The following is a 23,588-nucleotide window of genomic DNA, read 5'->3' as shown; positions in this document are numbered from 1 at the left end:
GCAGCGGGCGTCAGGGTCCGGTCGTGGAGGCTCGGGCGCGGCGGCTCAGTTGATCGAGCCGGTGGTCTCGCCGGGGCATGTCTCCTGAGCGCGGGCGCGCAGGATGCGCTTCAGGCGCAGCGGCTGCGAGCCGTCGGCGCCGTGCAGCGTGCCGACCAGAGCGTCGGCTCCGGCCGTGCCGCGGAAGCTGACGAGACCGGCGCTCGTCTCGAGATGGAAGGCGACATCCTTGGTGCCGTCATCGATCGAAACCGCGGTCTCGATCGGGGCCGGCAGTCCCGCCCCCTCGTAGACAAGGTTGTCCCCCTTGGGCCAGCGCTTGAGCGTGATGCGCCGGCCGGCCTGCGCGCCGTCCGCCGGCATCGTGCAGAGGTCGGCGTAGACGTAGGTGCCGGAGACCCAGCTCGTGCGTGCCTCTGCCGGCAGGGTGGCGAGACCGGCGAGCGCCAAGCCAGCGACCAGACCACCGAGAAGACCGGAGCGTGCGAGGTGGCCGGCTGACGACATGTCGATCCTTCCTGTCCGGCACCGTGTCGGCGCCCGAAACGGAAAGGCTCAGGACCTGCCCGGTTCCGTCGCCACCTCGGTGCAAGGTGCGCGCCAGCACGTTCCGGGTCTCATATGCTGCCGCCCCGCCATGCCTCGCGGCCCGCCCGGTCGAGGACGGCGAAATCTTCGTCGCTCAGGGTGAGGGTTGCACCCGCGGCATTCTCGGCGAGGTGACCGGGATCGCCGGTGCCGGGGATCGGCAGCATCACCGGCGAGCGCTTCAGCAGCCACGCGAGCGCCACCGCGCCGCCGCTCGCGCCGAGACGCCCGGCAATCGATTCCAGAGCCGAAGCAGGGCCCGCCAGCGATCCCTTGTCGAGGGGCGCCCACGGGATGAAGCCGATCCCGTGCCGCTCGCAATGCGCCAGCACGGCCTCGCTGGTGCGATCGACGAGATTGTAGCGGTTCTGCACGCTCGCGACGGGGAAGACCTTTTGGGCGGCTTCGATGTCCTCGACCGACACCTCGGACAGTCCGACATGGCGGATCAACCCCTCCTCCCGCATTCGGGCGATTGCTTCGAACTGCACCTCGCGAGGGCAGTCCGGGCCGATCCGATGGAGCTGCCACAGGTCGATCCGTTCAAGACCGAGCCGCCGCAGGCTCATCAGCACGCATTGGCGCAGGTAATCGGGATTGCCGACCGGCCTCCAGATGTCGGGCCCGTGCCGCGTCAGGCCGCCCTTGGTGGCGATGACGAGCCCCTCGTAGGGATGAAGCGTCTCGCGGATCAGATCCTCGCTGACGAAGGGGCCGTAGCTGTCGGCGGTGTCGATCAGGTCGATCCCGAGGTCGGGCACCGCCCGCAGGGTCGCCTTCGCCTTATCCCGGTCGGGCGGATCGCCCCAAATGCCGGAGCCGGTGACGCGCATGGCGCCGAACCCGAGCCGGTGGACGGTGAGATCGCCGCCGATCGCGAAGGTGCCCGATGCCTCGACGCTCGCCATGCCCGTGTTCCTCTCGCACCACTTCCGGTGACGGGAGAACCCGAAAGGCCGCCGCCGGGTCCGTCGGCGGCCAAAGCGCTTCAGAACTCGCGGATCAGCCGCAGGGCCGCGACGAGCCCAGGGTCACGGTTCGTCTGGAACTCGATCCCGAGGCCGGCCTGGAGGCTCGTCAACTCCGAGAGCCGGCGGTGGATCTGGGGAATGACGAGGGCGCGGGTGCGGTCGTCCCCGGCGATGTCCTGCCTCAGGTTGAATTCGCACCCGAGTACCGTCTCCGGATCGAGGTCGTAGAAGACCGAATGGTTGAGGAGCAGCGAGGTCGGTCCGAGTTGTCGGATGCCGACCTGCCGCAATCCGGCCATGCTCAACATGCTCCAGCGCGCGTCGAAGCGGTATCCGGAGATGTAGAGCAGGGAGTTGCGGACCGTCGCGCTGCCGTGCTCGACTTGGCCGATATACTGCCAGCCGTGGATCCAGCGCCCGCCCGCCCCCGTGCCGAAGGTGCCCTGGAGGGCGACCTTGACCTGGGTCAGGCGTCCGTCCTCGAACGGAAGCTCCAGCTCGAACGATTGACCATCCGCGTAGGCGTATTCGAGTTCGGGGGCCCAATCCGTCGTTCCCCGGCTCAGCGGCCGGACCGTCAGGACGTTGACCTCGCGCTCCCCCGCCCGCGCCCCGAGCGGTCGCAGCAGGTCGAACACCATCGGTTCGGGAATGCGCGGACTCTCCGCCGCGAGCGGTTCGGCCCGGGCGATGGCCGGAGAGGCGGCGCTTGCGGCCAGAGCCAGCGCGAGGCTGCGGATCATCGCTGCCCACGGGCCGAGCCCCGACGCAGTTCGGCCCGCCGCGAGGGCGAGCCGAGCGAGGAAGCCGTGATGGGAGCGGGGCGGCACCGGTCTCACGGTCCGAGCATCTCGTCTACCAACGTCCGGCTCCGTGGCGGGACCGGACGTTGGTAGACGCTGATGGGCGGACCGCCAATCCGTCCGTGTCGCGCGGCCGTCAGGCGGCCCGGATCGCGGCAAGGAAATCCTCGACCTCGCGCCGCACGTTCTCGGACTGGGTCGACAGTTCGGACGAGGCCATCATCACCTGCTGTGCGGCTGATCCGGTCTCGCTCGACAGCGCCTGCACCTGCGCCACGCTCATCGACACGTCCTGGGTGCCGCGGGCGGCCTCGGACGCGTTGCGGGCGATCTCGTTGGTTGCGGCGGTCTGCTGCACGACGGTCGCCGCGATCGAGGCGGTGATGTCGTTGACCGAGACGATGGTCCGGCCGATCTGCTGGATTGCGCCGAGCGCCTGGGTCGAGGCGGCTTGGATCGCCGTGACCTGATCGGAGATCGCCTCCGTCGTACGGGCGGTCTGCGCCGCCAGTTCCTTGACCTCGGTCGCGACGACCGCGAAGCCGCGGCCCGCCTCGCCGGCCCGCGCCGCCTCGATGGTGGCGTTGAGGGCGAGCAGGTTCGTCTGGCTCGCGAGCCCTGAGATCATCGTCACCGCCTCGCCGATCTTCTCGGCGGCGCGGCTGAGATGGCTCATCGAGTCGGTGGTCGTGCGGGCCTCGTGGCTGGCATGGCTCGCCACATCATTGGATTGCTGGACGCGCCGCTCGATCTCGCCGAGCGAGGCGACCATCTCTTCCGCCGCTGCGGCGACCGTCTGCACGTTCACGGTGGCTTCCTCGGCCGCCGCGCTGGAGGCGACCGCCTGCCCGTTGGTGCTGTCGGCGACCTGCGTCATCGAGCGGGCGGTGCTGTCCAGTTCGGTCGCCGCTGAAGTCACGACGGCGATGGAGGCGGCGATCTTTTCCTCGAAGCCGCGCACGAGCCCATCGACACGGTCGGCCCGGCGCTGGCGGGCGGATTGCTGCGCGACCTGCTCCGCTTCGAGCTCGATGCGTGCCACGGCGTTCTGCCGGAACACCTCGACGGCCTCGGCCATCCGGCCCATCTCGTCGCCCGCGTCCCGAGACGGCACGTCGATAGCCGTCTCACCCGCCGCGAGGCGGCTCATTGCGGTGGTCATCCCCGAGATCGGGCGGATCAGGCTGCGGGCGATCAGGAAGGCCAGGGCCGCGCCGGTGGCCAGGATCAGGCCGAGCAGGATGAGCTGGACGGTCTTCGCCCGCGTCATCAGGGCGTTGCTCTGCTCGACCCCTTCCTGAAGCGCCGTCTCGAGCTTGCTGCGCACGAACAGGCCCGTCGCGTTGATGCCGTCCACCCTCGGCTTCAGCGTCTCCTCGAAAAACGCTTCGCTCTCGACGATGGCCTGGGAGGCGGCGACGATGCTCGTGTTGAGGCGGTTCAGAGTCTCGCCGACGAGCTGTGCCGTCTTTTCGTCGTCGGCGGTGAGATCGAGAGCCTTCAGTTTTGCCAGGGCGGCCTCGGCGTTGCCGAAGGCGTTGGCCGAGAGGGCACGGCCCTTCGGATCCTTGGTGGCGAGGAAGCGCCAGTTCATGATGCGGAACAGAAGGAGCGTCCGCTCGACCTCCACGGCCTGGGCGATCACTTCATCTTGGCCCGTGGCCCGCAACTGGGCGACGAGAACGCCGGAGGCCTTGGTCAGGTCGTCGCCGTTGGCGTAGACGCCGGCCCGGTTCTCGCGGATCTGAGCACCGAGTTCGACCAGCTTCGGCAGCGCCTTGCCGAGATCGGCCGACTGATTCCGAAGCCGCTCGTAGGCTTGGCGCCGCTCCGCGCTCGGTGTGCTCGCGATGAGTTTGTCGGACCCCTGCCGGATCGAGTCCAGCGACGCGAACATTCCGGTCGTGTAGTCAGGCGCCTGTGTCAGCCTGTATTGGGCCGCTTGGCCGATCAGCCGGTCGGACAGGCCGTTGATGGTATAGAGAGTCCGGGCTGCGGATTCGAGCTGCGCCCGCGCACGGAACATGTCGTCGAGACTGTCGAGCTGCGTGTAGGAGAACGCCCCCATACCGCAGGACAGGACGACCAACGCTGAAAAACCACCGTAGAGACGCGTACGAATACCGATTTTCATCGTGCTGCCGTCGAGAGAAAAATTGTTGTTTCGCTGTGCAGAACGATGTCTTTATGTGCTCTTAAAATACGATGCTTATGGCTTGAAAATTAGGCAGTTACGTAGACGAATCAGATAGATAACCTGAGGGTGCTCGAGTAACCTGAGAGAATGTCCCTGCGGTCGTGCGGGTCTCGTCGAACACGATCGACGCCTGTCGCAGGACTTGGCGTCGCGGACTACGCCGTCCCAGCCGTTCGGTGAAATGCTGCCTGCCCGGCGCAGAGCGAGAGACCGAACGAAAAAATGCCCGCTCAGGGAGCGGGCACGAAGTCGGGAGGAGATGCAGTGCGGTCGGCGGGGCCGGAGGCGGTCCCGCCGTCAGTCGCGAGGGGATCAGCCCTCCTTCTTGCCGAGCGCCACGGCGACGAAGCGGGTCTGGCCCTTGGCGCTCTTCACCCGCATCAGCACGGCTTTGCGGCCGTTCGACTCGGCGGCGCGAATCTGCGCCTGGACGTCGGAGGGCTTCGAGACGCTGGTGCCGGCGACATCCAGGATCACGTCGCCCTGCGCGATGCCTTTGGACGCGGCCGGGCCGTCGGGATCGACATCCATCACCGCCACGCCCTCGTCGCTGAGGCCGACATCGTTCGCCGGCGCGAGGCTGAGGCCAAGGCGCGGCTGGCCGCCGGTGGAACTGTCGCCGCGGCTCGCGACCTTCGCGTCGGTCGGCAGCGTGCCGAGTTCGACCGTCGCGACGTCGCTCTTGCCGCCCCGCAGATAAGCCAGCTTCACCTCGGTGCCGGGTTTGAGGCCGGCGATGCGGCGCGAGAGATCGCGGGCGTCGTTGACCGGGGCGCCGTTGACCGACTCGATCACGTCACCGGATTTCAGGCCGGCCTTGGCGGCGGGGGTGCCGTTCTCGGCGTGATCGACCAGCGCGCCCTTGGCCTTGTCGAGGCCGAGCCCGTCGGCGATGTCCTTGGTGACGGGCTGGACCTGCACGCCGAGATAGCCGCGCACCACCTTGCCGTCGCTGCGGAGTTGGTCGACCACCGTCTGCACGGTCTCGGCGGGGATCGCGAAGGCGAGGCCGACCGAGCCGCCGGACGGCGAGGCGATCGCCGTGTTCACGCCCACGACCTCGCCGTTGACGTTGAAGGTCGGGCCGCCGGAATTGCCCTTGTTGATCGGCGCGTCGATCTGAAGGAAGTCGTCGTAGGGGCCGGCGCCGATGTCGCGACCGCGGGCCGAGACGATGCCTGCCGTCACTGTGCCGCCGAGGCCGAACGGGTTGCCGATGGCGACGACCCAGTCGCCGACCCGCGGGGCGCTCTTGCCGAACTGGACGTAGGGGTAGCTGCCGCTCTCGGTGATCTTGAGGAGCGCGATGTCGGTCTTCGGATCCTTGCCGATCACCTTGGCGTCGAGGGTGCGGCTGTCATCGAGGGTGACCTGCACGGTCTTGGCCTTGTCGACGACGTGGTTGTTGGTGACCACATAGCCGTCCGCCGAGATGATGAAGCCCGAGCCGACCGCGCCGCGCTCGCCGCGCTGCGGCATCCCACGGCCGCCGGGCCCGCCCGGACCACCAGGTCCACCCTGGCCGAAGCGCTTGAAGAACTCGCGCAGTTGCGGCGGCACCTGCTGCAGGTTGGGGCCGCCCGCGCTGTCGTCGTCATCGTCGGCGCTGTTGTCGAGCTTCACCTTCACGGCGACGACGCCCGGCTTCACTTTGTCGACGACGTTGGCGAAGGAGCCCGGCGGGTGCTCGGGCGCTTCGATCGGGGTCTTGGGCAGGGCCTGGGCATAGGCCGGCGTGCCGGGCTCGGTCAGGCCGAACCCGGCGGCGCCGCCGGCGACGAGGGCCGCTGCGGCGACGGAGGCGAAGGCGCGGCGGCGGACGGTCATGCTCATGGAAGTCTCCGACGGGAAATGGGTCGGTCGGCCGCCCGTCCGTTCGAACGTCGGGGCGGCGATCCGTAAGGAGACTTCTAGGGGCCGGAGCCTGACCGCCGGATGGCGCGAAGATTACGGTTTGGACAGGTCCGGCTCCGCTGCGTCGGGCGCCGACGCCGTCAGGCCCGCTCGCCAGCGCAGGTCGGCGAGGAAGCCCGACGGATGCGTGTCGAGCACCGGCGTAATCGGCAGCCCCGCCGCGTTCAGCAGACCCGCCGCCCAGTGGTTGCAGACATTGCTGTACGAGAAGCGGCCATGCGCCTCGTAGAATAGGCTCGGGCCGTAGAGCCCCGGGCCGAGATCCTTGGGCTGACCGTCGGCGAGGCGGAAGCTCGTCTCCAGCCTCGCGAGAAGCCGGGCGAAGCCCTGTCGCGAGACCGGGACCGGAACGATGTCGGCCTGCGGGAAACTCTCGCGGGCGGGGCGCGCGAGGCCGACGACCTGGACCACGCCATCGCTCCCGCCGGGCGTGAACAGGGCCGAGAGGGCGAGCCTCCAGTCGAACGCGGCAAGCGTCGGCGTCGCCCGGTAGAAGCGGGCCTCGCCCCAGCCGAACTCCAGGGCGTCGTAGGCGGCAAAGCGCGTGGCGAGATTGCGCAGGGCGGTGCCGGCCCCCTCCCCCGTCAGGCTGTCGCGCGGCAGGACGAGACCGGAATGCCAGCCGTGGCTGACGAGAAGCACGGTCTGCCTATCCGGGTCCGACGGCGGGTAGAGGCTCGGGTCGCCGGGCCGGGCCGTCCAGAGCGTGAGAGCGAGAAGCGCGGCGGCCAGCCCGGTCAGGGCCAGACCGAGCCGCCGCAGCGCTCTCATGCCTCGCTGAGCCGGACCAAAGCTTCCTCGATCTTGACGAGCCGGGCCGCCTCCGCGTCGCGGCGCTCGCGCTGCTCGTCCACCACCTCTTCCGGCGCGCGGGCGAGGAAGTCGGCATTGCCGAGCTTGCCGTCGATCTTGCCGATCTCGGACCTTGCCTTGCCCGCCTCCTTCTTCAACCGCGCGACCTCGGCCGCGAGATCGACGATGCCTTCGAGCGGAAGGGCCGCCACGCTGCCCCGCACGAGGAGCTGGACGGCGTTCTTCGGTGCGGCCTCGGCAAAACCTATCTCGGAGAGGCGGGCGAGGCGGGTCAGCGTCTCGCTCCAGCGCTCGACGCGGGCGCGGACGCCCGCGTCGGCGGCCACCAGCACCAGCGGCACCTGGGCGCCGGCGGGCACGTTGGTCTCGGAGCGGGCCGAGCGGACCTCGGAGATCAGATCGACCAGCCAGCCGATCTCGTCCTCGGCCTGCGGGTTCGTGTAGGCCGACAGCTCCGGCCAGGATTCAAGCGCGAGCAGGCCGCGTTCCGTCGGCAGCACCTGTCCCTTGATCGCCCACAGCTCCTCCGTGAGGAACGGCATGAACGGGTGCAGCAGCTTGGCGATCTGGTCGATGAGGAAGGCGATGGTCGCCTGCGTCTCGGCGCGTGCGGCCGGATCGACCCCCTCTCCCTGAAGCACGGGCTTGGCGAGTTCGAGATACCAATCGCAGAACACGTTCCAGACGAAGCGGTAGGCGGCGGCCGCCGCGTCGTTGAAGCGGTAGACCGTGATGCCCTGCGCCACCTCCGCCACCGCTTTGGCGGCCTCGGTGAGCGCCCAGGCGTTGAGCGTCTCGCGCACGGCCTCCGGCCGGAAATCGGCCTTGAGTTCACAGCCGTTCAGCTCGGCAAAGCGCGCGGCGTTCCAGAGCTTGGTCGCGAAGTTGCGGTAGCCCTCGACCCGCTGGGCCCCGAGCTTGATGTCGCGGCCGGGGGCGGCCAGCGCGGCCAGCGTGAAGCGCAGGGCATCGGCGCCGAACCGGTCGATCAGATCGACCGGATCGACCACGTTGCCCTTCGACTTCGACATCTTCGCACCCTTCTCGTCGCGGACGAGGGTGTGCAGGTAGACGGTCTCGAACGGCGCCTGATCGGTCAGGTGCAGGCCCATCATCATCATCCGGGCGACCCAGAAGAAGATGATGTCTTTGCCCGTCACCAGGGTGCTGGTGGGGTAGAAGCGGGCGAGCTCCGGGGTCTTGTCCGGCCAGCCGAGCGTCGAGAACGGCCACAAGGCGGACGAGAACCACGTGTCGAGCACATCCGCGTCCCGGGTCAGCGCGACCTCACGGCCGTGCTTGGCCTTGGCCTGCGCGACCGCTTCCGCCTCGCTCTCGGCGACGAAGATGCCACCCTCGGCATCGTACCAGACCGGGATCTGGTGGCCCCACCAGAGCTGGCGCGAGACGCACCACGGCTCGATGTTCTCCAGCCACTGGAAGAAGATCTTTTCGTAGTTCTCGGGGACGAACTTCGTCTGCCCGTCGCGCACCGCCTGAAGGGCGCGCTCGGCCAATGGCTTGACGTTCACGTACCACTGGTCAGTGAGGTAGGGCTCGATCACAACGCCGGAGCGGTCGCCGTGCGGCACCGCATGGGTGTTCGGCTCGACCAAGCGCAGCAGGCCGCGCTCCTCCATTAGGGCAACGACCGCTTTGCGCGCCGCGAACCGGTCGAGCCCGTCGAGCGCCAGCGCGCCGTCCTCCGGCTCGGCGCCGTCGAGGAAATCAGCGTTGCCCGTGATCTGGATGCGCGCTTCCGGATCGAGCACGTTGATCGGCCGGCAACCGTTGCGGCGCCCGACCTCGAAGTCGTTGAAGTCGTGGGCCGGGGTGATCTTGACCGCGCCGGTGCCCTTTTCCGGATCGGAATAGGCGTCGGCGACGATGGGGATCAGCCGGTTGACCAGCGGCAGGCGAACAGGCTTTCCGACAAGATCGCGGTAGCGCTCGTCGTCCGGATGGACGGCCACCGCCGTGTCGCCGAGCATCGTCTCGGGCCGCGTGGTCGCCACGGTGATGATCGCGCCCGTCGGGCTGCCGGCCTCGTCCACGACGGGGTAGTCGAAGTGCCAGAGATGACCCTTCACCTCGATCTGCTGGACTTCGAGGTCCGAGATCGCGGTCTGGAACTTCGGGTCCCAGTTCACGAGGCGCTTGTCGCGGTAGATCAGCCCCTGTGCATGCAGATCGACGAAGGTTTTTGTGACGGCTCGGACCATCTGGTCGTCGGGCGCGCCGGATGCACCCATGGTGAAGCGCTCCCGCGACCAGTCGCAGGAGGCGCCGAGCCGCTTGAGCTGGCCGATGATCGTGCCGCCGGATTCCTCCTTCCAAGCCCAGACCCGGCGCAGGAATTCCTCGCGTCCGAGTTCCCGACGGCCGGGCGCTCCCGTCTCCATGAGCCGGCGCTCGACCACCATCTGCGTGGCGATGCCGGCGTGATCCGTGCCGGGCTGCCACAGCACATCCTTGCCCCGCATCCGCTCGAAGCGGACGAGGATGTCCTGGATCGTGTTGTTGAGCGCGTGGCCCATATGCAGCGAGCCCGTCACGTTCGGCGGCGGGATCACGATGCTGAAGGGTTCGGCGCCGGCCCGCTCGGGGCGTCCGGCGCGGAAGGCCTGACCCTCTTCCCAGGCCGCGGAGACGCGCGCCTCGACGGCGGCGGGGTCGAAGGTCTTGTCCATCATGGGCGGGGCGGGCTTTTCGAGACGGCGTTCTAAAAGATGTCGCCGCCGCTATCGGCCCGCCGCGGGGCCGTCGTCAACCGTCGGCCCGTCGGTGCCGCGGTGCAATCACCCCGTGATCGAGGTCCGAATGGCTTATCGCCCGCGGGCGACCCGCTCGATCTCGATCCGCACCAGCCGCTCAACCATGTGCGGAAGGTTCTCATCGAGCCAGCTCTTCAGCATCGGCCGCAGCATCTCCTTGACGAGATCCTCCAGCGTGCGAGCGTTCTGCGACAGCACCGTGTGGGCGAGAAGCTGGAAGTGCTGACCGACGCTCTCGCCGGTGCCGGACGAGACGAGCCGCTCCGTCACCTCCTCCTCGACCGCCGCGCGGACGCGCTCGGTCACGCGCGGGGCGGGAGGCGGCTCGGGGGTGAAATCGAAGGGGTCGGGCTTGGCTGCCGCCGCAGGCTCGAAATCGGGTTCGGGCTCCGGGTCGAACTCCGGCATCCGGAAATCGATTTCGGGGATGTCGAAGGCGACGGGCTCGGGTTTGCGCACCGGCTCGGCGACCTCGGCGAGATCGAGCACGTCGTCGTCCGGCGGCGCGGGAGCCGGCGCCGGCGTCGGAGGCGCCTCGGCCTCGGCCGGCTTCGGGGCCTGGTCGTCGGCGATGATGCGGCGGATCGAAGCCAGGATCTCCTCCATGGAGGGCTCCTGCGACTTGTCCTGAACCTTAGGGCTCGCTGCGCTCATCGGGACGATACTCGGTGACGATTGACAAGACGATGACTTGATTAACGAACTATTTCATCGCCTCGCCCGGCATCAACCATGGTCCGCCGCCGGCCAACAGGAAAACGTCGTCGGCGGCGAGGCGGTCAGCGCCCGTCGGGGGTGCGCAGGCCGAACCAGAGGTCGCGCACCTGATCGAGATGTTCGCGGGCGGAGTACGGTGTGACCGGCAGGCTGGTGAAGCGGACCGTGAGCCGTCCGACGGCCTGGACGACATCGTAGGAGTTCACCACGCGGTCGCGCTGGGCGCGGATCAGGGCGACGCGCGCAGAGAGCAGTTCCTGCTGCGCGTTCAGCACGTCGAGGGTGGTCCGCTGGCCGACGCGGGCCTCTTCACGCACACCGTTCAGCGCAACCTCGTTGGCCTGGACCTGCGCCTGCGAGGCGATCACCTGCGCCTTCGAGGCTTCGAGATTGCCCCAGGTCCGTACGATCGAGGCGCGGATGGTGTCGCGGTCCTGGTCGGCGACGAGGCGGGCGCGCCCGGCATTCTCCTTGGCCTGCCGTATCGCGGCGTACTCGGCACCACCCTGATAGAGCGGGATGTTGACCCGTCCGACGATCGAGGCGGTGACGCCGTTGTCGCCGGGGAACTGCTGATCGTATCGCTGCTGCACCGCGCCGGTGATCTGCGCCTGCGGATAGAGCGCGCCCTCGTTCACCTTCACCTGCAACTCCGCCACGTCCACGGCGTGCAGCGAGGCGAGAATCTGCGGGTGCTCCTTCAGGCCGATGAGAATCGCCTGATCGAGCGAGGCCGGCACGTAGCGGTCGAGCGGGCGACCAGGGGCGAGCTGGCGAGGCTCGACGCCGACGACCTGGCGGAAGATGCCGATCGAGGCGCGCAGAGCCGCCTCCGCCGCGCCCACCTGGGAGCGGGCACCGGCGAGCCGCGCCTCGGCCTGGGCGACGTCGGTGCGGGTCACCTCGCCGACATTGAAGCGGTCACGGGTCTGACGCAGCTGCTCTTCGAGCACCTCGACGTTGTTGCGCTGAAGCTCCAGGGTCGCCGTGTCGCTCAGGACGTTCATGTAGGCCTGAGCGGCGTTGAACAGCGTGTTCATCTCCGTCTGGCGCAGACCCTCCCGCGTCCCGAGCACGGTCGATTCGGCCGCGCGCACCCGGTTGTCGGTCTGAAAGCCGTCGAAGACGTTCTGGTTGATGGTCAGGCCCGCGCCGCCCGGGCGGGTCGTGAGATTGATCGGCCCGGTGGTACCGATGCCGCCGATCTTACCTTGGAACTGCTGGAGGCCGATGTCGGCTGAAAGCGCGGCGTTCGGTCGGTAGCCGGACTGGAAACGATTCACATCCTCGTCGGTGGCGCGCAGGTTCGCCCGTGCCGCGTTCAGCGCCGGGTTGGCCTGATAGGCGCGGGACAACGCGCTCTCAAGGGTCTCGGCAACCGCCGGACTTGCGACGGCCAGTGCCGAGACGACGGCGCCAGCCAGCCGAAGCGCGGACCGCGCCGCAGGGTTCCGTTCTTTCACGTCGATCAGCCCTTGCGGTTTCTCGATATGCCGTCCCGCCGCACCGCCGTGTCCGCTCCGGTGCTTCGCCCCGGCAAATGCCCCATGGGACATCGACCGGACGACCCGCACCGTAAGGGTCGCGACAGGGGTGCCGCATGCACGCCCATGCGATGGAATGGCCAGCCCGCCTCGTGCCGGAGAGTAGCCGAGCTTGCGCTGCCGACGACAGGGCTTACCGCACCGCGTCGTCGGATTGCCGGCGGGTGCCTCAAAAAAGCGACACCCCGACGGACTAATCCCCATGGTCGCGTGTGGGCGCGAAGGAGTGCTTTCGCGCTGCGTCAGGCCGTTGCCGTCGGCATGAGATGGAATGGGTTTTTCGGCGGGGCACGACGCGCCCGGATTGCAGAGTGCCGAGGGGCTGAAGATGGCCCCAGCGCGCCTTGGTGCCTCTCACAAAGTTTCGCCGCGCTGCCGTGTCCGAAGGGACGGCGAGCGGTCGCCGGGCGCTCTCAGAACGCGAAGCCGGGCTCGGTCGCGAAACTCTTCAGGGGCGGCAGCGAGGCATCGAAGAGCGGGCGGGCTCCGAAGGCATCGCCCGCCCGCACGAACAGGGTCGCCTTGGCGTTGCGATGCGGGCCCAGCACGCAGACCAAGCGCCCGTCGTCGCGCAGTTGATCGAGCAGCGCCTGCGGCCGCACCTCGACTCGTCCCTCGACGAGGATGGCGTCGAAAGGCCCGCCCTTGGCCGGAGCGGTCAGGGCATCCTGGACGAGATTGACGGTGTCGCCGAGGCGCTCGCGGGCGGCGCCGATGAGATCCGGGTCGGATTCCAAGGCGACGACCTCGGCGCCGAGCTGCCGGAGCAGGGCCGCGCCGTAGCCGTAGCCGGTGCCGACATCGAGGGCGCGGATGCCGGGGCGGATCTTGAGCGCCTGAATCAGGCGCGCCAGCAGCATCGGGGCCGGCATGGCGCGGATCCCGTCCTCGCCCGCATCGAGGGTCAGCGTCTGGTCGATATAGGCGAAGTCCTCGCGACCTGGCGGGACGAAGCGCTCGCGGGGCACGGTGTCGAAGGCATCGAGCACTGCGACGTCGTTCACGTCGAAGGTCCGGAGCTGACAATCGACCATGAGGCGCCGCGCCTGAGCATAATCGAGCATGAGCCGTCCATCCCTCGCCGCCGCGCCAGACCGTTTCTCCGCCCGCCCGTCGAGCGGCGCCGGCCCGAGCGGGTCGGGTTGTCGTGGATCGTTCCCTGAATTGCAAGGCTCGCGCGAGCGCCTTGCATGTCCAGAGAGCAGCAGATTGTCAGGGGTATCGGGAAGTTTGGAGGCCTCGCCCGGAATCGAACCGGGGTGCAAGGATTTGCAGTCCTCTGCGTAACCACTCCGCCACGAGGCCTCATCGCGAATGCGCGACACTCCGGGCCGAGCGGCCGGTCCGGAGCGAGGCGTCTCTAGCAGAGGCTCGACCCGCTCGGCAACGGTCTTGTCGCTCGATCGACACAAACGACACCGCTGCACCGCGCCCCGGTGGGAAAAAGTGCGTTGTCGGCTCAGAAGGCGCAAAAACCGGCGATAGGACCCTTGCGTCCGAAACCGACGAAGGCTAATGACCCGCCACCGCCGCTGAGGCGGCCCGGTGATCCCCGATAGCTCAGTTGGTAGAGCAAGCGACTGTTAATCGCTTTGTCGCAGGTTCGAGTCCTGCTCGGGGAGCCAACAACTTTTCAACATCCTCGGAACGTTGCGCTTTTCGCTCCGAGCCCTACACTCGGTTGGAAGGTCCGGGGATAGCGTCCTCGTTTCAGCGCCCGGCGATCCGCTCCGTGAGCTTCGCCCGGTCGGCGCCGTGCACATAAGTCGCGCTGTCCCGGCTGCCGTCCGCCTACTCGAACCATGCGTTCAATTCGGCTTCCGTCGCCCCACTCTCGGCCACGCGGCGTGCCCCCGTCTTGCGCAGGCCGTGCGCCCGGCCCGGCACGCCGGCAGCGACGCACGCGTCCCCGAATCAGTTGCCGAAGCTCGCCTTGATCATCGGCGGGCCACGCTCGCCCGCGATGAAGGTCAGATCCCCCGTCGGGCTCGCGGCAATCGAAACAGCCAGCGGCGGCAGGATGCGAATCGTTACCTCCTGGCTGGTCTTTTCCGTAAGAATGCGGGCAACGCCATCGCGGACATGCGGTCGGCCGAGACGCGCCGCGTCGCCCCGGCGCAGCCCCGTGTAGAGCAGGATGTCGAGCGCAAGGCACTCGCGGGTGCCGACGGGCCAATGCGCCTCGAAGCGCGCGACTTCTTCCTTGGTCCAAATGTGAAACCAGCGGCTGCGCAAGGCGATTGCCGACCTGACGTTGGACAAGCTGATCCTGCAGGAGGCGGCTCAGGGAAACTTCCGAGCCCCGCGCGCCGCCGCGCCTGTGTCGAGCCCATCGTGAAGACGATGAAGGTATCCGAGCGCCGGGCCTGCCGGGCGCTCGGGCAGCATCGCTCGACGCAGCGCAAGGCGCCGCGGGGCAGAGACGACGAGGCCGCCCTGACAGCCGATCTCGTCGAGCTGGCGGCGCGGTAGGGCCGCGACGGCTATCGGAAGATCAGCGCATTGCTGAAGGCCGCCGGCTGGCTGATCAACGACAAGCGCGTGGAGCGGATCTGGCGGCAGGAAGGCCTGAAGGTCCCGGCCAAGCAGCCCAAGCGTGGCCGCATCTGGGACGGGGATGGCTCCTGCTTGCGACTGCGAGCAGAGCATCGCGATCACGTCTGGTCCTATGACTTCGTCGAGGCTCGCACCCATGACGGGCGCAAGTTCCGGATGCTCAACGTGATCGATGCGTTCACGCGTGAGTGCCTGGCGATCCGGGTGGCGCGCAAACTCAAGGCAGCGGACGTCATCGACGTGCTGTCCGACCTGTTCATCCTACGCGGTGTGCCGGGCCACATCTGCTCGGACAACGGTCCGGAGTTCATGGCCACGTCGGTACAGGCCTGGATCACCGGCGTCGGAGCGAAGACCGCCTGCATCGCACCCGGATCACCATGGGAGAACGGTTGCGTCGAAAGCTTTAACGCACGGCTACGAGACGAGTTGTTGAACGGCGAGATCTTCTACACGTTCAAGGAGGCGCAGATCGTGATCGAGAGTTGGCGACGACACGACAACGGCGTGCGTCCGCATGCTTCATTCGGCTACCGGCCGCCAGCCTCGGAGGTGTTCGTGCCCGCCTCACCCGCTTGGCCGGCTGCGCTCACCCGACCGGCTCCGCCGGCCAAGCTAACCGTGGATCAGAGGCCGACCCTGCACTAACTTTGAACTTGCACCACCCCGTGGGGGCCGATCAAAACAAGCTCACGCCGTGCCCTCTCACGTTATGGAACGAAGAAAAAACAAGCAGCCCGACGGTTCCGGGTCAACGTGAGCATAAACGTGACCTTGCCGCCCTATGGAAAACGTGGACAACGCACAATCTGGGCTTGGTGAGGGTATCAGCTATGACGATGCGGACGACTTTCCTCGTGCAGACCTTTGCGGTGAAGCGGAAGCGGCTCATCCCTGGCGATCGGCAGGTGTCGGCGTCCGGCAGCGGGGCGCTGAAGCGGGCCGAGGCGATGGCCGAGCGGATGCCGGGGACGACCGTCCTGCAGATCGTGGCCGATGACGAGACGGGCGAACTCGAGAGCGCGACGATCCTCGGCCAGTTTGGCGAGGTGCCGGACGATTTTGCCGAGAGCCTGCAGACGGCGTAACCATGCGGACCATCGTCGAAAGTCGATAACGGCAGCGCCATAGCCATCAGCGACGGCGGCAAGGGCCTGTCGGACCTCCTGGCCCGCGCGCTCATGACCGGAAGCGATGCGGCTTGGGACCGTCTACGGACCTACGGGATCAACCGGATCGTCGAGCGGCACCCCACCGAGCCCGCGGAGGTCGTCGTCGGCGCTCGCGAGATCGCGGTCCGCTAGGCCGATGAGCGCGACCACCGAACGATCCGCCGCCGAGATGCGCGGCTTGCTCCGGTTCGCGCAAGGCCTCGGCCTAGACGAGGAGACCGTGCGGGAGATCTACGAGGCCGTCGGGCGTGAGGCTATGGTGACAGGCGCCAACGACGACGACCGCATCGCCGAGGTGCGGAAGCGGATGCTCGCGGCGGTCAGGTGCTAGGCGGCTTGCCCCTCGATGACCGCACGCAAAGGGCAAACCAGAGCTTGAGCGCTTGTCTAAAAGCGACCATTTGTGTTCGAAAACAATCGCTAGGAAGATTTTATATCATCCCAATCCAAGTATATTTTAACATGAAATTAAGTCAAACTGCCAAAATACCACTTGCGAATTATTTTCTCGGAGTGGGGTAGTGTCTTTAAGTATTATAGCCCGAAGCATATCAAAAAAACTCGTGGTGATCGCAGGATCTGCCGTCAGCCTAACCCTCGTCGGGTTCACCGGTTTGGCTGGATGGAAGGCTGCCGAGCGCACCGATCGGGAAATCCTGGCGCTCGCGAGCGAGAAGGCGACGAGCACGACCGGGCAGGTCACGGCCCAGATCACCGAGGCGATGTCGGCCGGCATCTCCATGGCGGCCGCGCTCTCGGGCTTTGCCGATGGCGGCACAGCCCGGAGGGAAGATGCCGTCGCGGCGACTAGGGCCGTCCTCGAAGGCTACCCCAATCTGTTCGGTGCCTGGATCTCGGACACCGCCGATGGCCGCCTCGGCAAGGTGCTCGGCGGAACGGCTTCGAACAACGACAAGGGCCTTTTCACACCGTACTGGACGAAGAGCGGATCGGGGAAGCTGGAGCAATCGACCTTCACTGTCGATCCGACCAAGCAATGGTACGAGGCGGCCATCAAGTCCGGGAAAAGCCTCCTCATCGAGCCCTACGTGACAACCAAAGGCGACGTCGTGACCTCGATCAGCGTGCCGCTGACGATTCACCGCGCGACGATCGGCGTGGCGGGCGTCGACATCAGCCTGCAGAAGATGTCCGAGATGCTCGCGGCGCTGCGTCCCTTCGAGGGCGGTCGCGTGATGATGCTCTCGCAGGCCGGCCGGTGGATCGTTCCGCCCCAGGCCGATCTGATGATGAAGGACTATGCTGACGTCGGTGCGTCGGAGATCAAGGCAGCCCTCGGTGACGGCCGGATGCGGATCCTGAGCGACGGCACGGACCGCGCGCGGCGCCTGGTCTATCCCTTCACGGCGCCCGGGATGAACACGACCTGGGCCCTCGTCCTCGACGTGCCGGACGCGGCGTTCTCGCAGCCGATCATGGCCCGCGTCCTCGAGACGGCGCTGGCCGGTCTCGTCATCCTCCTCGTCGTCCTGAGTGTGATCTTCGTCTCCGCCCAGATCCTCCTGACCCGCCCGCTCGGCAGTCTCGTCGGCGTGCTGCAGCGGATGGCGCGCGGCGAGGTCGACGCCGAAATCCGGGAGGCCGCCCGCCGCGACGAGATTGGCGCCGTCGGCAAGGCGGTCGAGGCCATCAAAGCCATGGTCGCCCGCAAGGCCATCGAGGAGGCCGAGGTCAAGCGCCGCGCCGATGAAGCCGCCGCCGCCGAACGCCGCCGCACCATGATCGAGCTTGCAGACGGCTTCGAGCGCGCCGTCGGCGGCATCGTCGGCATGGTCTCGTCCTCCGCCACCGAGCTCCAGGCCACCGCGCAGCAGATGACCGCCACCGCCCAGGAGACGGCGGCGCAGTCCACGAGCGTGGCGGCCGCCGCCGAGGAGGCGTCAACCAATGTCAACACGGTCGCCGCGGCCGCCGAGGAACTGGGCTCGTCGGTGCAGGAAATCGGCCGGCAGGTGACCGGCTCGGCCCATCTCGCCCAAGCGGCGGTGGGCGAGGCTGACCAGACCGCGCATCTCGTCCAGGCGCTCAGTCAGAACGCCGCCCGGATCGGCGACATGGTCGGAATGATCTCGGGAATTGCCGGCCAAACCAATCTCTTGGCGCTCAATGCCACGATCGAGGCGGCGCGCGCAGGGGCTGCAGGGCGGGGCTTCGCGGTGGTGGCGACAGAGGTCAAGGCGCTGGCCGAGCAGACCGCCAAGGCGACCGAGGAGATCGCGCGCCAGATCGGCGAGGTTCAAGGGGTGACCGAGCAGGCGGTGACGGCGATCGGCGGGATCACCGGGCGGATCCGCCAGATCGACAGCGTAGCGACTTCGATCGCGGCGGCGGTCGAGCAGCAGGGCGCGGCAACCCAGGAGATCGTGCGCAACGTCGCGCAGGCCTCGGCGGGCGCCAACGAGGTGACGGGCAACATCGTGGGTGTGGCGCAGGTGTCGGAGGAGACGGGGGCTGCGGCCACTCAGGTTCTGTCGGCGGCCTCCGAGTTGTCCCGGCAATCCGAGCATCTCGGCGCCGAGGTCACCCGCTTCCTCGCCACGGTCCGGGCAGCCTGACCCATCCCCATCTCCGCTGGCGTGCGCAATAAATCGATTTTGCGTCGAACGTCCGCTTCCGCCCCGTCTACGAGCGGAAGTGGACAGGCGGAAACCCACTCAACTTGGACGTCGGCGATTGCCTTCTCGACGGCCCAGGAACTTGCCCTCCCATGGTCCGCAATGGTTCATATGCAATCCTCGACAATTTTGGATTACGATCCTTCGCACTCTAACTATGGCGCCCGCACCATTTCCTCTGGCGTCTCCCGCACGAAGGTCGTCAGCGGACCAATCGTGATGTTGGATCACGCACGGCCGCTCGTTCAGCTTGGAGTATAGAAAAACCCTGCCGCGGCTGAGCCGGGCGGGGCAAGGTGGGTATCGAGATGGAAGAGCCCGCTGGAGGGCGGGTATAGGGCAGACGGGCTGTGGCAGGCGGATAGTCCAGATCAGCGCCTCTGGGCGGATCACTCCTTCATGATCGCCTCTACGTTCGCCAGGGTGCCCCGAGCGGTCTCCGCGCGCTCGTGCGAGGCAGAGTCGAAGCCACATGCTTCGTGCTCCTCAATCCCTCCGTGAGTCGGATAGGCCGGATCGTCAGCGGGCCCTTTATCGCGGATGGTCTCGAGACCGCCGATCGCCTCAGCAAGGGCGCGCTCACACCGATCGGTCGCGGGATCGCTTTCCACGTTCGCTGTCGGATTGGTGCTGACCATACTGCGCCTCCTGCGGCGGGGATCCTCCTACGGAACGAGACTGCACAGACAATCATATGTTGCATAGCATCTCATGGCACATCCTGTTTCGATGTGCCGAGACTGTCTGGCCGCCAGACGCCTTTCACGAGGGTGGCGTCCCGCCGATCCCAAGCGCCCCCGTCCGCCACGCGCACGAAAAACCCCGCGCGGCGAGTGCCGGCGGGGCTGGGTAGGCGCTGCGATGTCCGGCAGGCACGAAGCGCCATCGTCCAAGCAGCGCGGGCCATGCTGCTACCGCTCGGACTGACAAGCATTCCTATGCAGCGAGGAAAGCTTCGTCTGCGCACCAAGAGCAGTCCGCGTTCAGCGAGCCGGCAAACACAGCGTCGAGCCGCTGCCGCTCAGCCTCGACGAGCGGTCCATCCACCACCACCGGCCGGCAACGACCGTTCCAACCCGGAGCGACGAAGTCCGGGTTGTGCAGGGCATGGTCCGAGCCTTCGGCGAAGAAGGCCCGATCGCCACCGTCGATGTAGCTTTCCGCCGGAAGCCCCTCGGCGAGCAGGATGTCGTGGCCGTCGAGTTCGACGTGCCAGTAGGTGACGCTGCTCACCAGCTCGCGGGTGATCGTGGTGCCGTTGATCAGGCACATCACAGGCACGAGCACGCCGCCCTCGTTGCCGGCATCCGCGCCGACGAGCACCGGGTGACCAGGCGAGAGGATGAGATCGCGAACCGGAAGGCCGCCGCCGAAGGCGCCAGCGCGCACGCGCACCGGCTGCTGGTTGAAGGGAAGCGAGCCGCTATCGGCCACGATCTCGCGAGATCCAATCCAGGCGATAGGTCGCGCGAGGCTGGTCGCAGTCATCGCTATGTCACCCGCCTGCAGATGCTCGACCGCAATCTCACCGCGTACCGTTCGGATCTGCGTGCCGGTCGTGAAGCAAACAGGTATGTAATCACCCAGGCTCGTCTCAGAAAATGTCTCAGTGCCCCCCTCTACAAGCTGCGTGTTCGAGGCAATGATTGCAATGCCTGATCCATCGGCATTATCGCTGAAAACGATTTGATTTGGATTATCGAGATTTGTTGCGTAAGCTGTGAATTGATCTGACCCGTTGGAGGAAGTAAATACAACAGGGTCTCCGACAGCGTTGACGGTGCCATTGAGGGTGTATGGCTGCGGATTGTTGTCCGCATTTTCGAAAATGTTATTCTGAACTCCATCATTGTCTTGAGACAAAAAATTAGTGTTATAGGTCTGATTATTGAAAACAATCGGAAGTGCCATTGCTGCCTCCACTTTCCGTTAGCGCGTTTCCATCACATCATCGGCGGGCGCGAGGCACATCTTCGTGCGGCCAGCCTAGAAAATCTTCTTCGGTGGCGACTTCGATCAAACAACATTTGAGGGAAATTTTCGGTCGCCGATCAGTATACGGGCGATTTGAGCCGGAGTGTGTCGTCGAAGCAACGAACTAGTGCGAGAATAGGTACCTCGAAATTTCCATACAATATTATTTGACGCTCTAACTATAGATGAGTTTACAATTTGATTGGGTACGATCATGTTCCGTAGCCAATATGGTGAGCAGCGATCAACTCGCCGCCCCGCCGCTACGGACTCCGCCGCGGTCACCGATCGTTGATTCAGGGCCGCGTGCGCTCGATAGTGGCTAACGCGTAAGCGAGTTCTTCGCTTGCTCTGGGGAGATGCGCCGTATCTCTGAGCCGAACTCGAACTCATCGAGCCACGGCTCGGCGTACTGCACCGGAAACATCCATTCCCACGGGTTACACATCCGCACCGTGTAGCTGTAGATCGTCGCCTTGCCGAACGGCGTCGAGGACGGCGTCGGCACGCTGGCGATGTACTTTTCCCGCCCGAGCTTGCCGAACGCGGACGGCTTGTCGTCGGTCTGCACGCTACGCTCGCCGTCCGGCTTGTTGATGATGCGATACGTCGTCTGCGGGCAGCGGAGGACGCGGTAGTTATCGGGCTCGATCTTCACGTCGTCGCCCGGCCGAACTACGGGCGTCAGCACCTTCCCGCTGAGGAATTGAACCGGGTCCTGCTTGTTCGTGATCCAGCCACCAAGGACGGCGCCGCCGCCTGTCACTAGGGCCTGTCGTCGCCTGAACGGATTTCGAATTTTGGCGTTTTCTCGTTTTCCAGTGAGGAGACGTGATGCTGTCAGACGCGCAGTGGGGTGAGTTACAGCCGCTGATCGAGGCCTGTCGCCCGAAGGCCAAGACACCGCCCAAGGAGCTTCGGCGCACGATCTCTGCGATCCTCTGGCGACATCAGAACGGGGCGAAGTGGCGCGCCATCCCCGAGGAGTTGGGTCCTTGGTGGCAGGCGGCACAGATCTTCATCCGCCGGGCACGCGCCGGGGTGTGGGAGCGGCTGCTCGATCGCGTGCAGGAGCGCGGCGTCGCGCTGGGCATGGTCTTCCTCGACGGCAGCAACGTTCGGGCTCACCAGAAGGCGGCGGGCGCGGCAAAAAGGGGGGATCTGCGGCCGAGCGAGACGCTCGTGAAGCACTTGGCCGCTCTCGTGGCGGCTATGGCACCAAGGCCTGCGTGATCGCCGACGGGAGTGGCCGCGCCGTCGCCTTCCGCATCGCTCCGCGGCAGGCCCACGAACTGCCTCACGCCATTCCGCTCCTCGACCAATTGCCCGGCGTGCCCAAGTGGGTCGTGGGCGACCGCGGCTATTCCAGCCATGGCTTCCGCGAGCACATCTGGACCACCGGTGCGCGTCCCGCGATCCCGACCAAACGCAACGAAGAGCAACTCGCCTGCCCGGACTGGGCCTACAACAACCGCACCATCGTCGAGCGGTTATGGGCGCGCCTCAAGGAGTGGCGCGCCGTCGCCACCCGCTACCAGAAGACCGCCGTCAGCTTCGCCGCTGTCCTCTGCCTCGCCGCAACGCTCGATTGGCTCAAGTGACAACAGGCCCTAGTGTTGAACCCTGACATTTGAGTCCGTTCGGGGTTTCAGTTTCGGTCCCGCCCTGCGAGTCTCGCAGGATGCGCAGTGGCATCTTTCTCAAGCTCTCCGCCGCGGATCGCCTTCGGTTGGAGGCCCTGGTCGCGGATCGAAACACGCCACAGAAGCACGTCTGGCAGGCTCGCATCCTGTTGCTAAGCGCCGATGGGCTCGGGACGCACGCGATCATGCGTGAGGCGGGCGTCTCAAAGACGGCGGTCTGGCGCTGGCAGGACCGACTTCGCGCAGGAGGGCGTCGTAGGGCTCCTGCAGGATAAGACGCGGCTGGCGCGCATCCCGGCGCTGGGGCCGGATGTGGCGGCGCGCGCGGTGGCTCTGACGCAGGAAGATCCGCCCGGCGAGACCACGCATTGGACGGCCGCCGCTATGAGCAAGGTCGCGGCCATCAGCGTCTCGTCAGTGCAACGGATCTGGCGTGGGCATGGGCTGCAGCCGCATCGAGTCCGGCAGTTCAAGCTCTCCACCGACCCGGCCTTCGCCGCCAAACTGCGCGATGTCGTGGGGCTCTACGTCGACCCGCCCGCCCATGCCGTCGTGCTCTCGGTCTACGAGAAGAGCCAAATTCAGGCGCTCGCCCGCACGTAGGACCCGCTGCCGATGAAGCCAGGCCAGCCGACGACGCGCAACCCACGACTACAAGCGCCACGGCACGACGACCCTGTTTGCCGCCCTGGACGTCCTAGAGGGCAAGGTGATCGGCCGCTGCATGCAGCGCCACCGGCATCAGGAGTACATCCGCTTCCTCAACGCGGTCGAGGCTGCGGTTCCGGCGGGCAAAATCTTCCACGCGATCCTGGACAATTACGCCGTTCACAAACACCCGAAGGTCCGTGCTTGGCTCGACCGCCACCCGCGCTGGACCTTCCAGTTCACTCCGACTTCAGCCTCGTGGCTCAACGCCGTCGAGGGCTTCTTCGCCAAGCTCGCAAAACGCCGCCTGCGGCGCGGCGTGTTCGGATCGCTGATCGAGGTGCAGGCGGCCATCAAACGTTTCATCGCCGAGAGCAACGGCGACCCGATCCATTGCAGGCGGGCGAACATCTGTTCGGGGTGTGCTGTACATGGCTGCGCTGATCGCGATCCGGCGAGGCTCTCCCTTCCGACCGTTCTATGAACGGCTCACCCAGCGTGGCCGACCGAGGAAGGTTGCCCTTGTTGCGGTGATGCGAAAGCTCCCGGTGACGCTCAACGCTATCGTCCGCGATCGTACGCCATGGCGGCCACTCACCGCTTGACCTTCAACACAGCCGCTCGTCGTGCGGGCGCTG

Annotated in this window: 19 protein-coding genes, 2 tRNA genes and 3 pseudogenes; 9 read left to right on the top strand and 15 right to left on the bottom strand. The window is 66.8% G+C overall.

What is annotated here, in order from left to right; translation table 11 throughout:
• Positions 1 to 45 precede the first annotated feature (45 nt).
• The 11 genes from MKK50_RS17200 to MKK50_RS17150 form a co-directional block, all read right to left on the bottom strand.
• Positions 46 to 507: a hypothetical protein gene (locus MKK50_RS17200; protein WP_499024023.1), complete on the bottom strand. Its 462-nt coding sequence runs from the start codon at positions 505 to 507 to the stop codon at positions 46 to 48.
• Positions 508 to 617: 110 nt separating this feature from the next.
• Positions 618 to 1,496 (bottom strand): aldo/keto reductase, encoded by an 879-nt coding sequence (locus MKK50_RS17195; RefSeq protein WP_499024021.1) that lies wholly within the window; start codon positions 1,494 to 1,496, stop codon positions 618 to 620.
• 80 nt (positions 1,497 to 1,576) lie between these two features.
• The gene (locus MKK50_RS17190) at positions 1,577 to 2,398 is read right to left on the bottom strand and encodes a hypothetical protein (protein ID WP_499024020.1); all 822 of its coding nucleotides are present in this window, start codon (positions 2,396 to 2,398) and stop codon (positions 1,577 to 1,579) included.
• Between the two features lie 100 nt (positions 2,399 to 2,498).
• Positions 2,499 to 4,430, bottom strand: a complete 1,932-nt coding sequence (locus MKK50_RS17185) for a methyl-accepting chemotaxis protein (protein ID WP_499024097.1) — start codon at positions 4,428 to 4,430, stop codon at positions 2,499 to 2,501.
• Positions 4,431 to 4,871: 441 nt separating this feature from the next.
• On the bottom strand, positions 4,872 to 6,392 hold the full coding sequence (locus tag MKK50_RS17180) for a Do family serine endopeptidase (protein WP_499024019.1): 1,521 nt from the start codon (positions 6,390 to 6,392) through the stop codon (positions 4,872 to 4,874).
• A 114-nt stretch (positions 6,393 to 6,506) separates the two neighbouring features.
• Entirely contained in the window at positions 6,507 to 7,244 is a 738-nt protein-coding gene (locus MKK50_RS17175) for a DUF2459 domain-containing protein (protein ID WP_499024017.1), read from the bottom strand.
• Positions 7,241 to 9,979, bottom strand: coding sequence for a valine--tRNA ligase (locus tag MKK50_RS17170; RefSeq protein WP_499024015.1), 2,739 nt, complete (start codon positions 9,977 to 9,979; stop codon positions 7,241 to 7,243). The genes MKK50_RS17175 and MKK50_RS17170 overlap by 4 nt, the downstream gene beginning before the upstream one ends.
• 132 nt (positions 9,980 to 10,111) lie before the next feature.
• Positions 10,112 to 10,714, bottom strand: a complete 603-nt coding sequence (locus MKK50_RS17165) for a PopZ family protein (protein WP_499024013.1) — start codon at positions 10,712 to 10,714, stop codon at positions 10,112 to 10,114.
• A 125-nt stretch (positions 10,715 to 10,839) separates the two neighbouring features.
• Complete coding sequence (locus MKK50_RS17160) at positions 10,840 to 12,333, bottom strand: TolC family outer membrane protein (RefSeq protein ID WP_301288530.1); 1,494 nt, start codon at positions 12,331 to 12,333, stop codon at positions 10,840 to 10,842.
• A gap of 401 nt (positions 12,334 to 12,734) precedes the next feature.
• A complete protein-coding gene (locus MKK50_RS17155) occupies positions 12,735 to 13,385 on the bottom strand; it encodes a protein-L-isoaspartate O-methyltransferase family protein (RefSeq protein WP_253368636.1) in 651 nt (216 codons plus the stop codon).
• Positions 13,386 to 13,552: 167 nt separating this feature from the next.
• A tRNA-Cys gene (locus MKK50_RS17150) sits at positions 13,553 to 13,626 on the bottom strand.
• 244 nt (positions 13,627 to 13,870) lie between these two features.
• Between MKK50_RS17150 and MKK50_RS17145 the strand changes: the two genes are divergently transcribed.
• A tRNA-Asn gene (locus tag MKK50_RS17145) sits at positions 13,871 to 13,946 on the top strand.
• A gap of 289 nt (positions 13,947 to 14,235) precedes the next feature.
• Here the strand turns inward: MKK50_RS17145 and MKK50_RS17140 are convergent.
• Positions 14,236 to 14,583 carry a hypothetical protein gene (locus MKK50_RS17140; protein ID WP_499024010.1) on the bottom strand — a complete coding sequence of 116 codons (348 nt, stop codon included), beginning with the start codon at positions 14,581 to 14,583 and terminating at the stop codon, positions 14,236 to 14,238.
• On the opposite strand from MKK50_RS17140, the pseudogene MKK50_RS17135 reads away from it, so the two are divergent.
• The 5 genes and pseudogenes from MKK50_RS17135 to MKK50_RS17115 form a co-directional block, all read left to right on the top strand.
• Positions 14,540 to 15,525 (top strand): annotated as a pseudogene (locus MKK50_RS17135) (IS3 family transposase); the annotation flags it as partial. The gene MKK50_RS17140 and the pseudogene MKK50_RS17135 overlap by 44 nt on opposite strands.
• 185 nt (positions 15,526 to 15,710) lie before the next feature.
• On the top strand, positions 15,711 to 15,965 hold the full coding sequence (locus tag MKK50_RS17130) for a hypothetical protein (protein WP_499024008.1): 255 nt from the start codon (positions 15,711 to 15,713) through the stop codon (positions 15,963 to 15,965).
• Positions 15,966 to 16,058: 93 nt separating this feature from the next.
• Entirely contained in the window at positions 16,059 to 16,181 is a 123-nt protein-coding gene (locus tag MKK50_RS17125) for a hypothetical protein (RefSeq protein ID WP_499024006.1), read from the top strand.
• Between the two features lie 4 nt (positions 16,182 to 16,185).
• The gene (locus MKK50_RS17120; RefSeq protein WP_499024004.1) at positions 16,186 to 16,380 is read left to right on the top strand and encodes a hypothetical protein; all 195 of its coding nucleotides are present in this window, start codon (positions 16,186 to 16,188) and stop codon (positions 16,378 to 16,380) included.
• Between the two features lie 235 nt (positions 16,381 to 16,615).
• Positions 16,616 to 18,625, top strand: coding sequence for a methyl-accepting chemotaxis protein (locus tag MKK50_RS17115; protein WP_499024002.1), 2,010 nt, complete (start codon positions 16,616 to 16,618; stop codon positions 18,623 to 18,625).
• A 449-nt stretch (positions 18,626 to 19,074) separates the two neighbouring features.
• On the opposite strand, the gene MKK50_RS17110 is transcribed toward MKK50_RS17115, so the two are convergent.
• The 3 genes from MKK50_RS17110 to MKK50_RS17100 all read right to left on the bottom strand — a co-directional run bounded on the left by MKK50_RS17110 (position 19,075) and on the right by MKK50_RS17100 (position 21,425).
• Positions 19,075 to 19,323 carry a hypothetical protein gene (locus MKK50_RS17110; RefSeq protein WP_499024000.1) on the bottom strand — a complete coding sequence of 83 codons (249 nt, stop codon included), beginning with the start codon at positions 19,321 to 19,323 and terminating at the stop codon, positions 19,075 to 19,077.
• A 298-nt stretch (positions 19,324 to 19,621) separates the two neighbouring features.
• Positions 19,622 to 20,596, bottom strand: coding sequence for a Hint domain-containing protein (locus MKK50_RS17105; protein ID WP_499023999.1), 975 nt, complete (start codon positions 20,594 to 20,596; stop codon positions 19,622 to 19,624).
• Between the two features lie 385 nt (positions 20,597 to 20,981).
• Entirely contained in the window at positions 20,982 to 21,425 is a 444-nt protein-coding gene (locus MKK50_RS17100; protein ID WP_499023998.1) for a hypothetical protein, read from the bottom strand.
• Between the two features lie 68 nt (positions 21,426 to 21,493).
• On the opposite strand from MKK50_RS17100, the gene MKK50_RS17095 reads away from it, so the two are divergent.
• From MKK50_RS17095 to MKK50_RS17085, 3 genes and pseudogenes are all read left to right on the top strand, one after another.
• A protein-coding gene (locus MKK50_RS17095) for an IS5 family transposase (RefSeq protein WP_499023996.1) occupies positions 21,494 to 22,260 on the top strand; the annotation gives its coding sequence in 2 pieces (ribosomal slippage) (positions 21,494 to 21,806 and positions 21,806 to 22,260; 768 coding nt in all).
• Between the two features lie 80 nt (positions 22,261 to 22,340).
• A pseudogene (locus MKK50_RS17090) lies at positions 22,341 to 23,338 on the top strand (IS630 family transposase); the annotation flags it as partial.
• A pseudogene (locus MKK50_RS17085) lies at positions 23,334 to 23,555 on the top strand (IS110-like element ISMno7 family transposase); the annotation flags it as partial. The pseudogenes MKK50_RS17090 and MKK50_RS17085, both read left to right, overlap by 5 nt.
• Between the last annotated feature and the right edge of the window lie 33 nt (positions 23,556 to 23,588).

Origin of the sequence: Methylobacterium sp. J-043 (assembly GCF_022829505.1) — a bacterium.
Classification (GTDB): domain Bacteria; phylum Pseudomonadota; class Alphaproteobacteria; order Rhizobiales; family Beijerinckiaceae; genus Methylobacterium; species Methylobacterium extorquens_A.
The sequence above is the reverse complement of the archived record's forward strand: the minus strand, read 5'-3'. Positions and strand labels throughout refer to the sequence as shown.

Excerpts from the sequence above, each read along its gene's own strand:
- MKK50_RS17160 (WP_301288530.1), bottom strand. The coding sequence starts at position 12,333 with ATGTCCCATGGGGCATTTGCCGGGGCGAAGCACCGGAGCGGACACGGC.
- MKK50_RS17120 (WP_499024004.1), top strand. The coding sequence starts at position 16,186 with ATGAGCGCGACCACCGAACGATCCGCCGCCGAGATGCGCGGCTTGCTC.
- MKK50_RS17105 (WP_499023999.1), bottom strand. The coding sequence starts at position 20,596 with ATGGCACTTCCGATTGTTTTCAATAATCAGACCTATAACACTAATTTT.
- MKK50_RS17175 (WP_499024017.1), bottom strand. The coding sequence starts at position 7,244 with ATGAGAGCGCTGCGGCGGCTCGGTCTGGCCCTGACCGGGCTGGCCGCC.
- MKK50_RS17155 (WP_253368636.1), bottom strand. The coding sequence starts at position 13,385 with ATGCTCGATTATGCTCAGGCGCGGCGCCTCATGGTCGATTGTCAGCTC.
- MKK50_RS17165 (WP_499024013.1), bottom strand. The coding sequence starts at position 10,714 with ATGAGCGCAGCGAGCCCTAAGGTTCAGGACAAGTCGCAGGAGCCCTCC.
- MKK50_RS17110 (WP_499024000.1), bottom strand. The coding sequence starts at position 19,323 with ATGGTCAGCACCAATCCGACAGCGAACGTGGAAAGCGATCCCGCGACC.
- MKK50_RS17200 (WP_499024023.1), bottom strand. The coding sequence starts at position 507 with ATGTCGTCAGCCGGCCACCTCGCACGCTCCGGTCTTCTCGGTGGTCTG.
- MKK50_RS17185 (WP_499024097.1), bottom strand. The coding sequence starts at position 4,430 with ATGGGGGCGTTCTCCTACACGCAGCTCGACAGTCTCGACGACATGTTC.
- MKK50_RS17170 (WP_499024015.1), bottom strand. The coding sequence starts at position 9,979 with ATGATGGACAAGACCTTCGACCCCGCCGCCGTCGAGGCGCGCGTCTCC.
- MKK50_RS17195 (WP_499024021.1), bottom strand. The coding sequence starts at position 1,496 with ATGGCGAGCGTCGAGGCATCGGGCACCTTCGCGATCGGCGGCGATCTC.
- MKK50_RS17125 (WP_499024006.1), top strand. The coding sequence starts at position 16,059 with ATGACCGGAAGCGATGCGGCTTGGGACCGTCTACGGACCTACGGGATC.
- MKK50_RS17180 (WP_499024019.1), bottom strand. The coding sequence starts at position 6,392 with ATGAGCATGACCGTCCGCCGCCGCGCCTTCGCCTCCGTCGCCGCAGCG.
- MKK50_RS17130 (WP_499024008.1), top strand. The coding sequence starts at position 15,711 with ATGACGATGCGGACGACTTTCCTCGTGCAGACCTTTGCGGTGAAGCGG.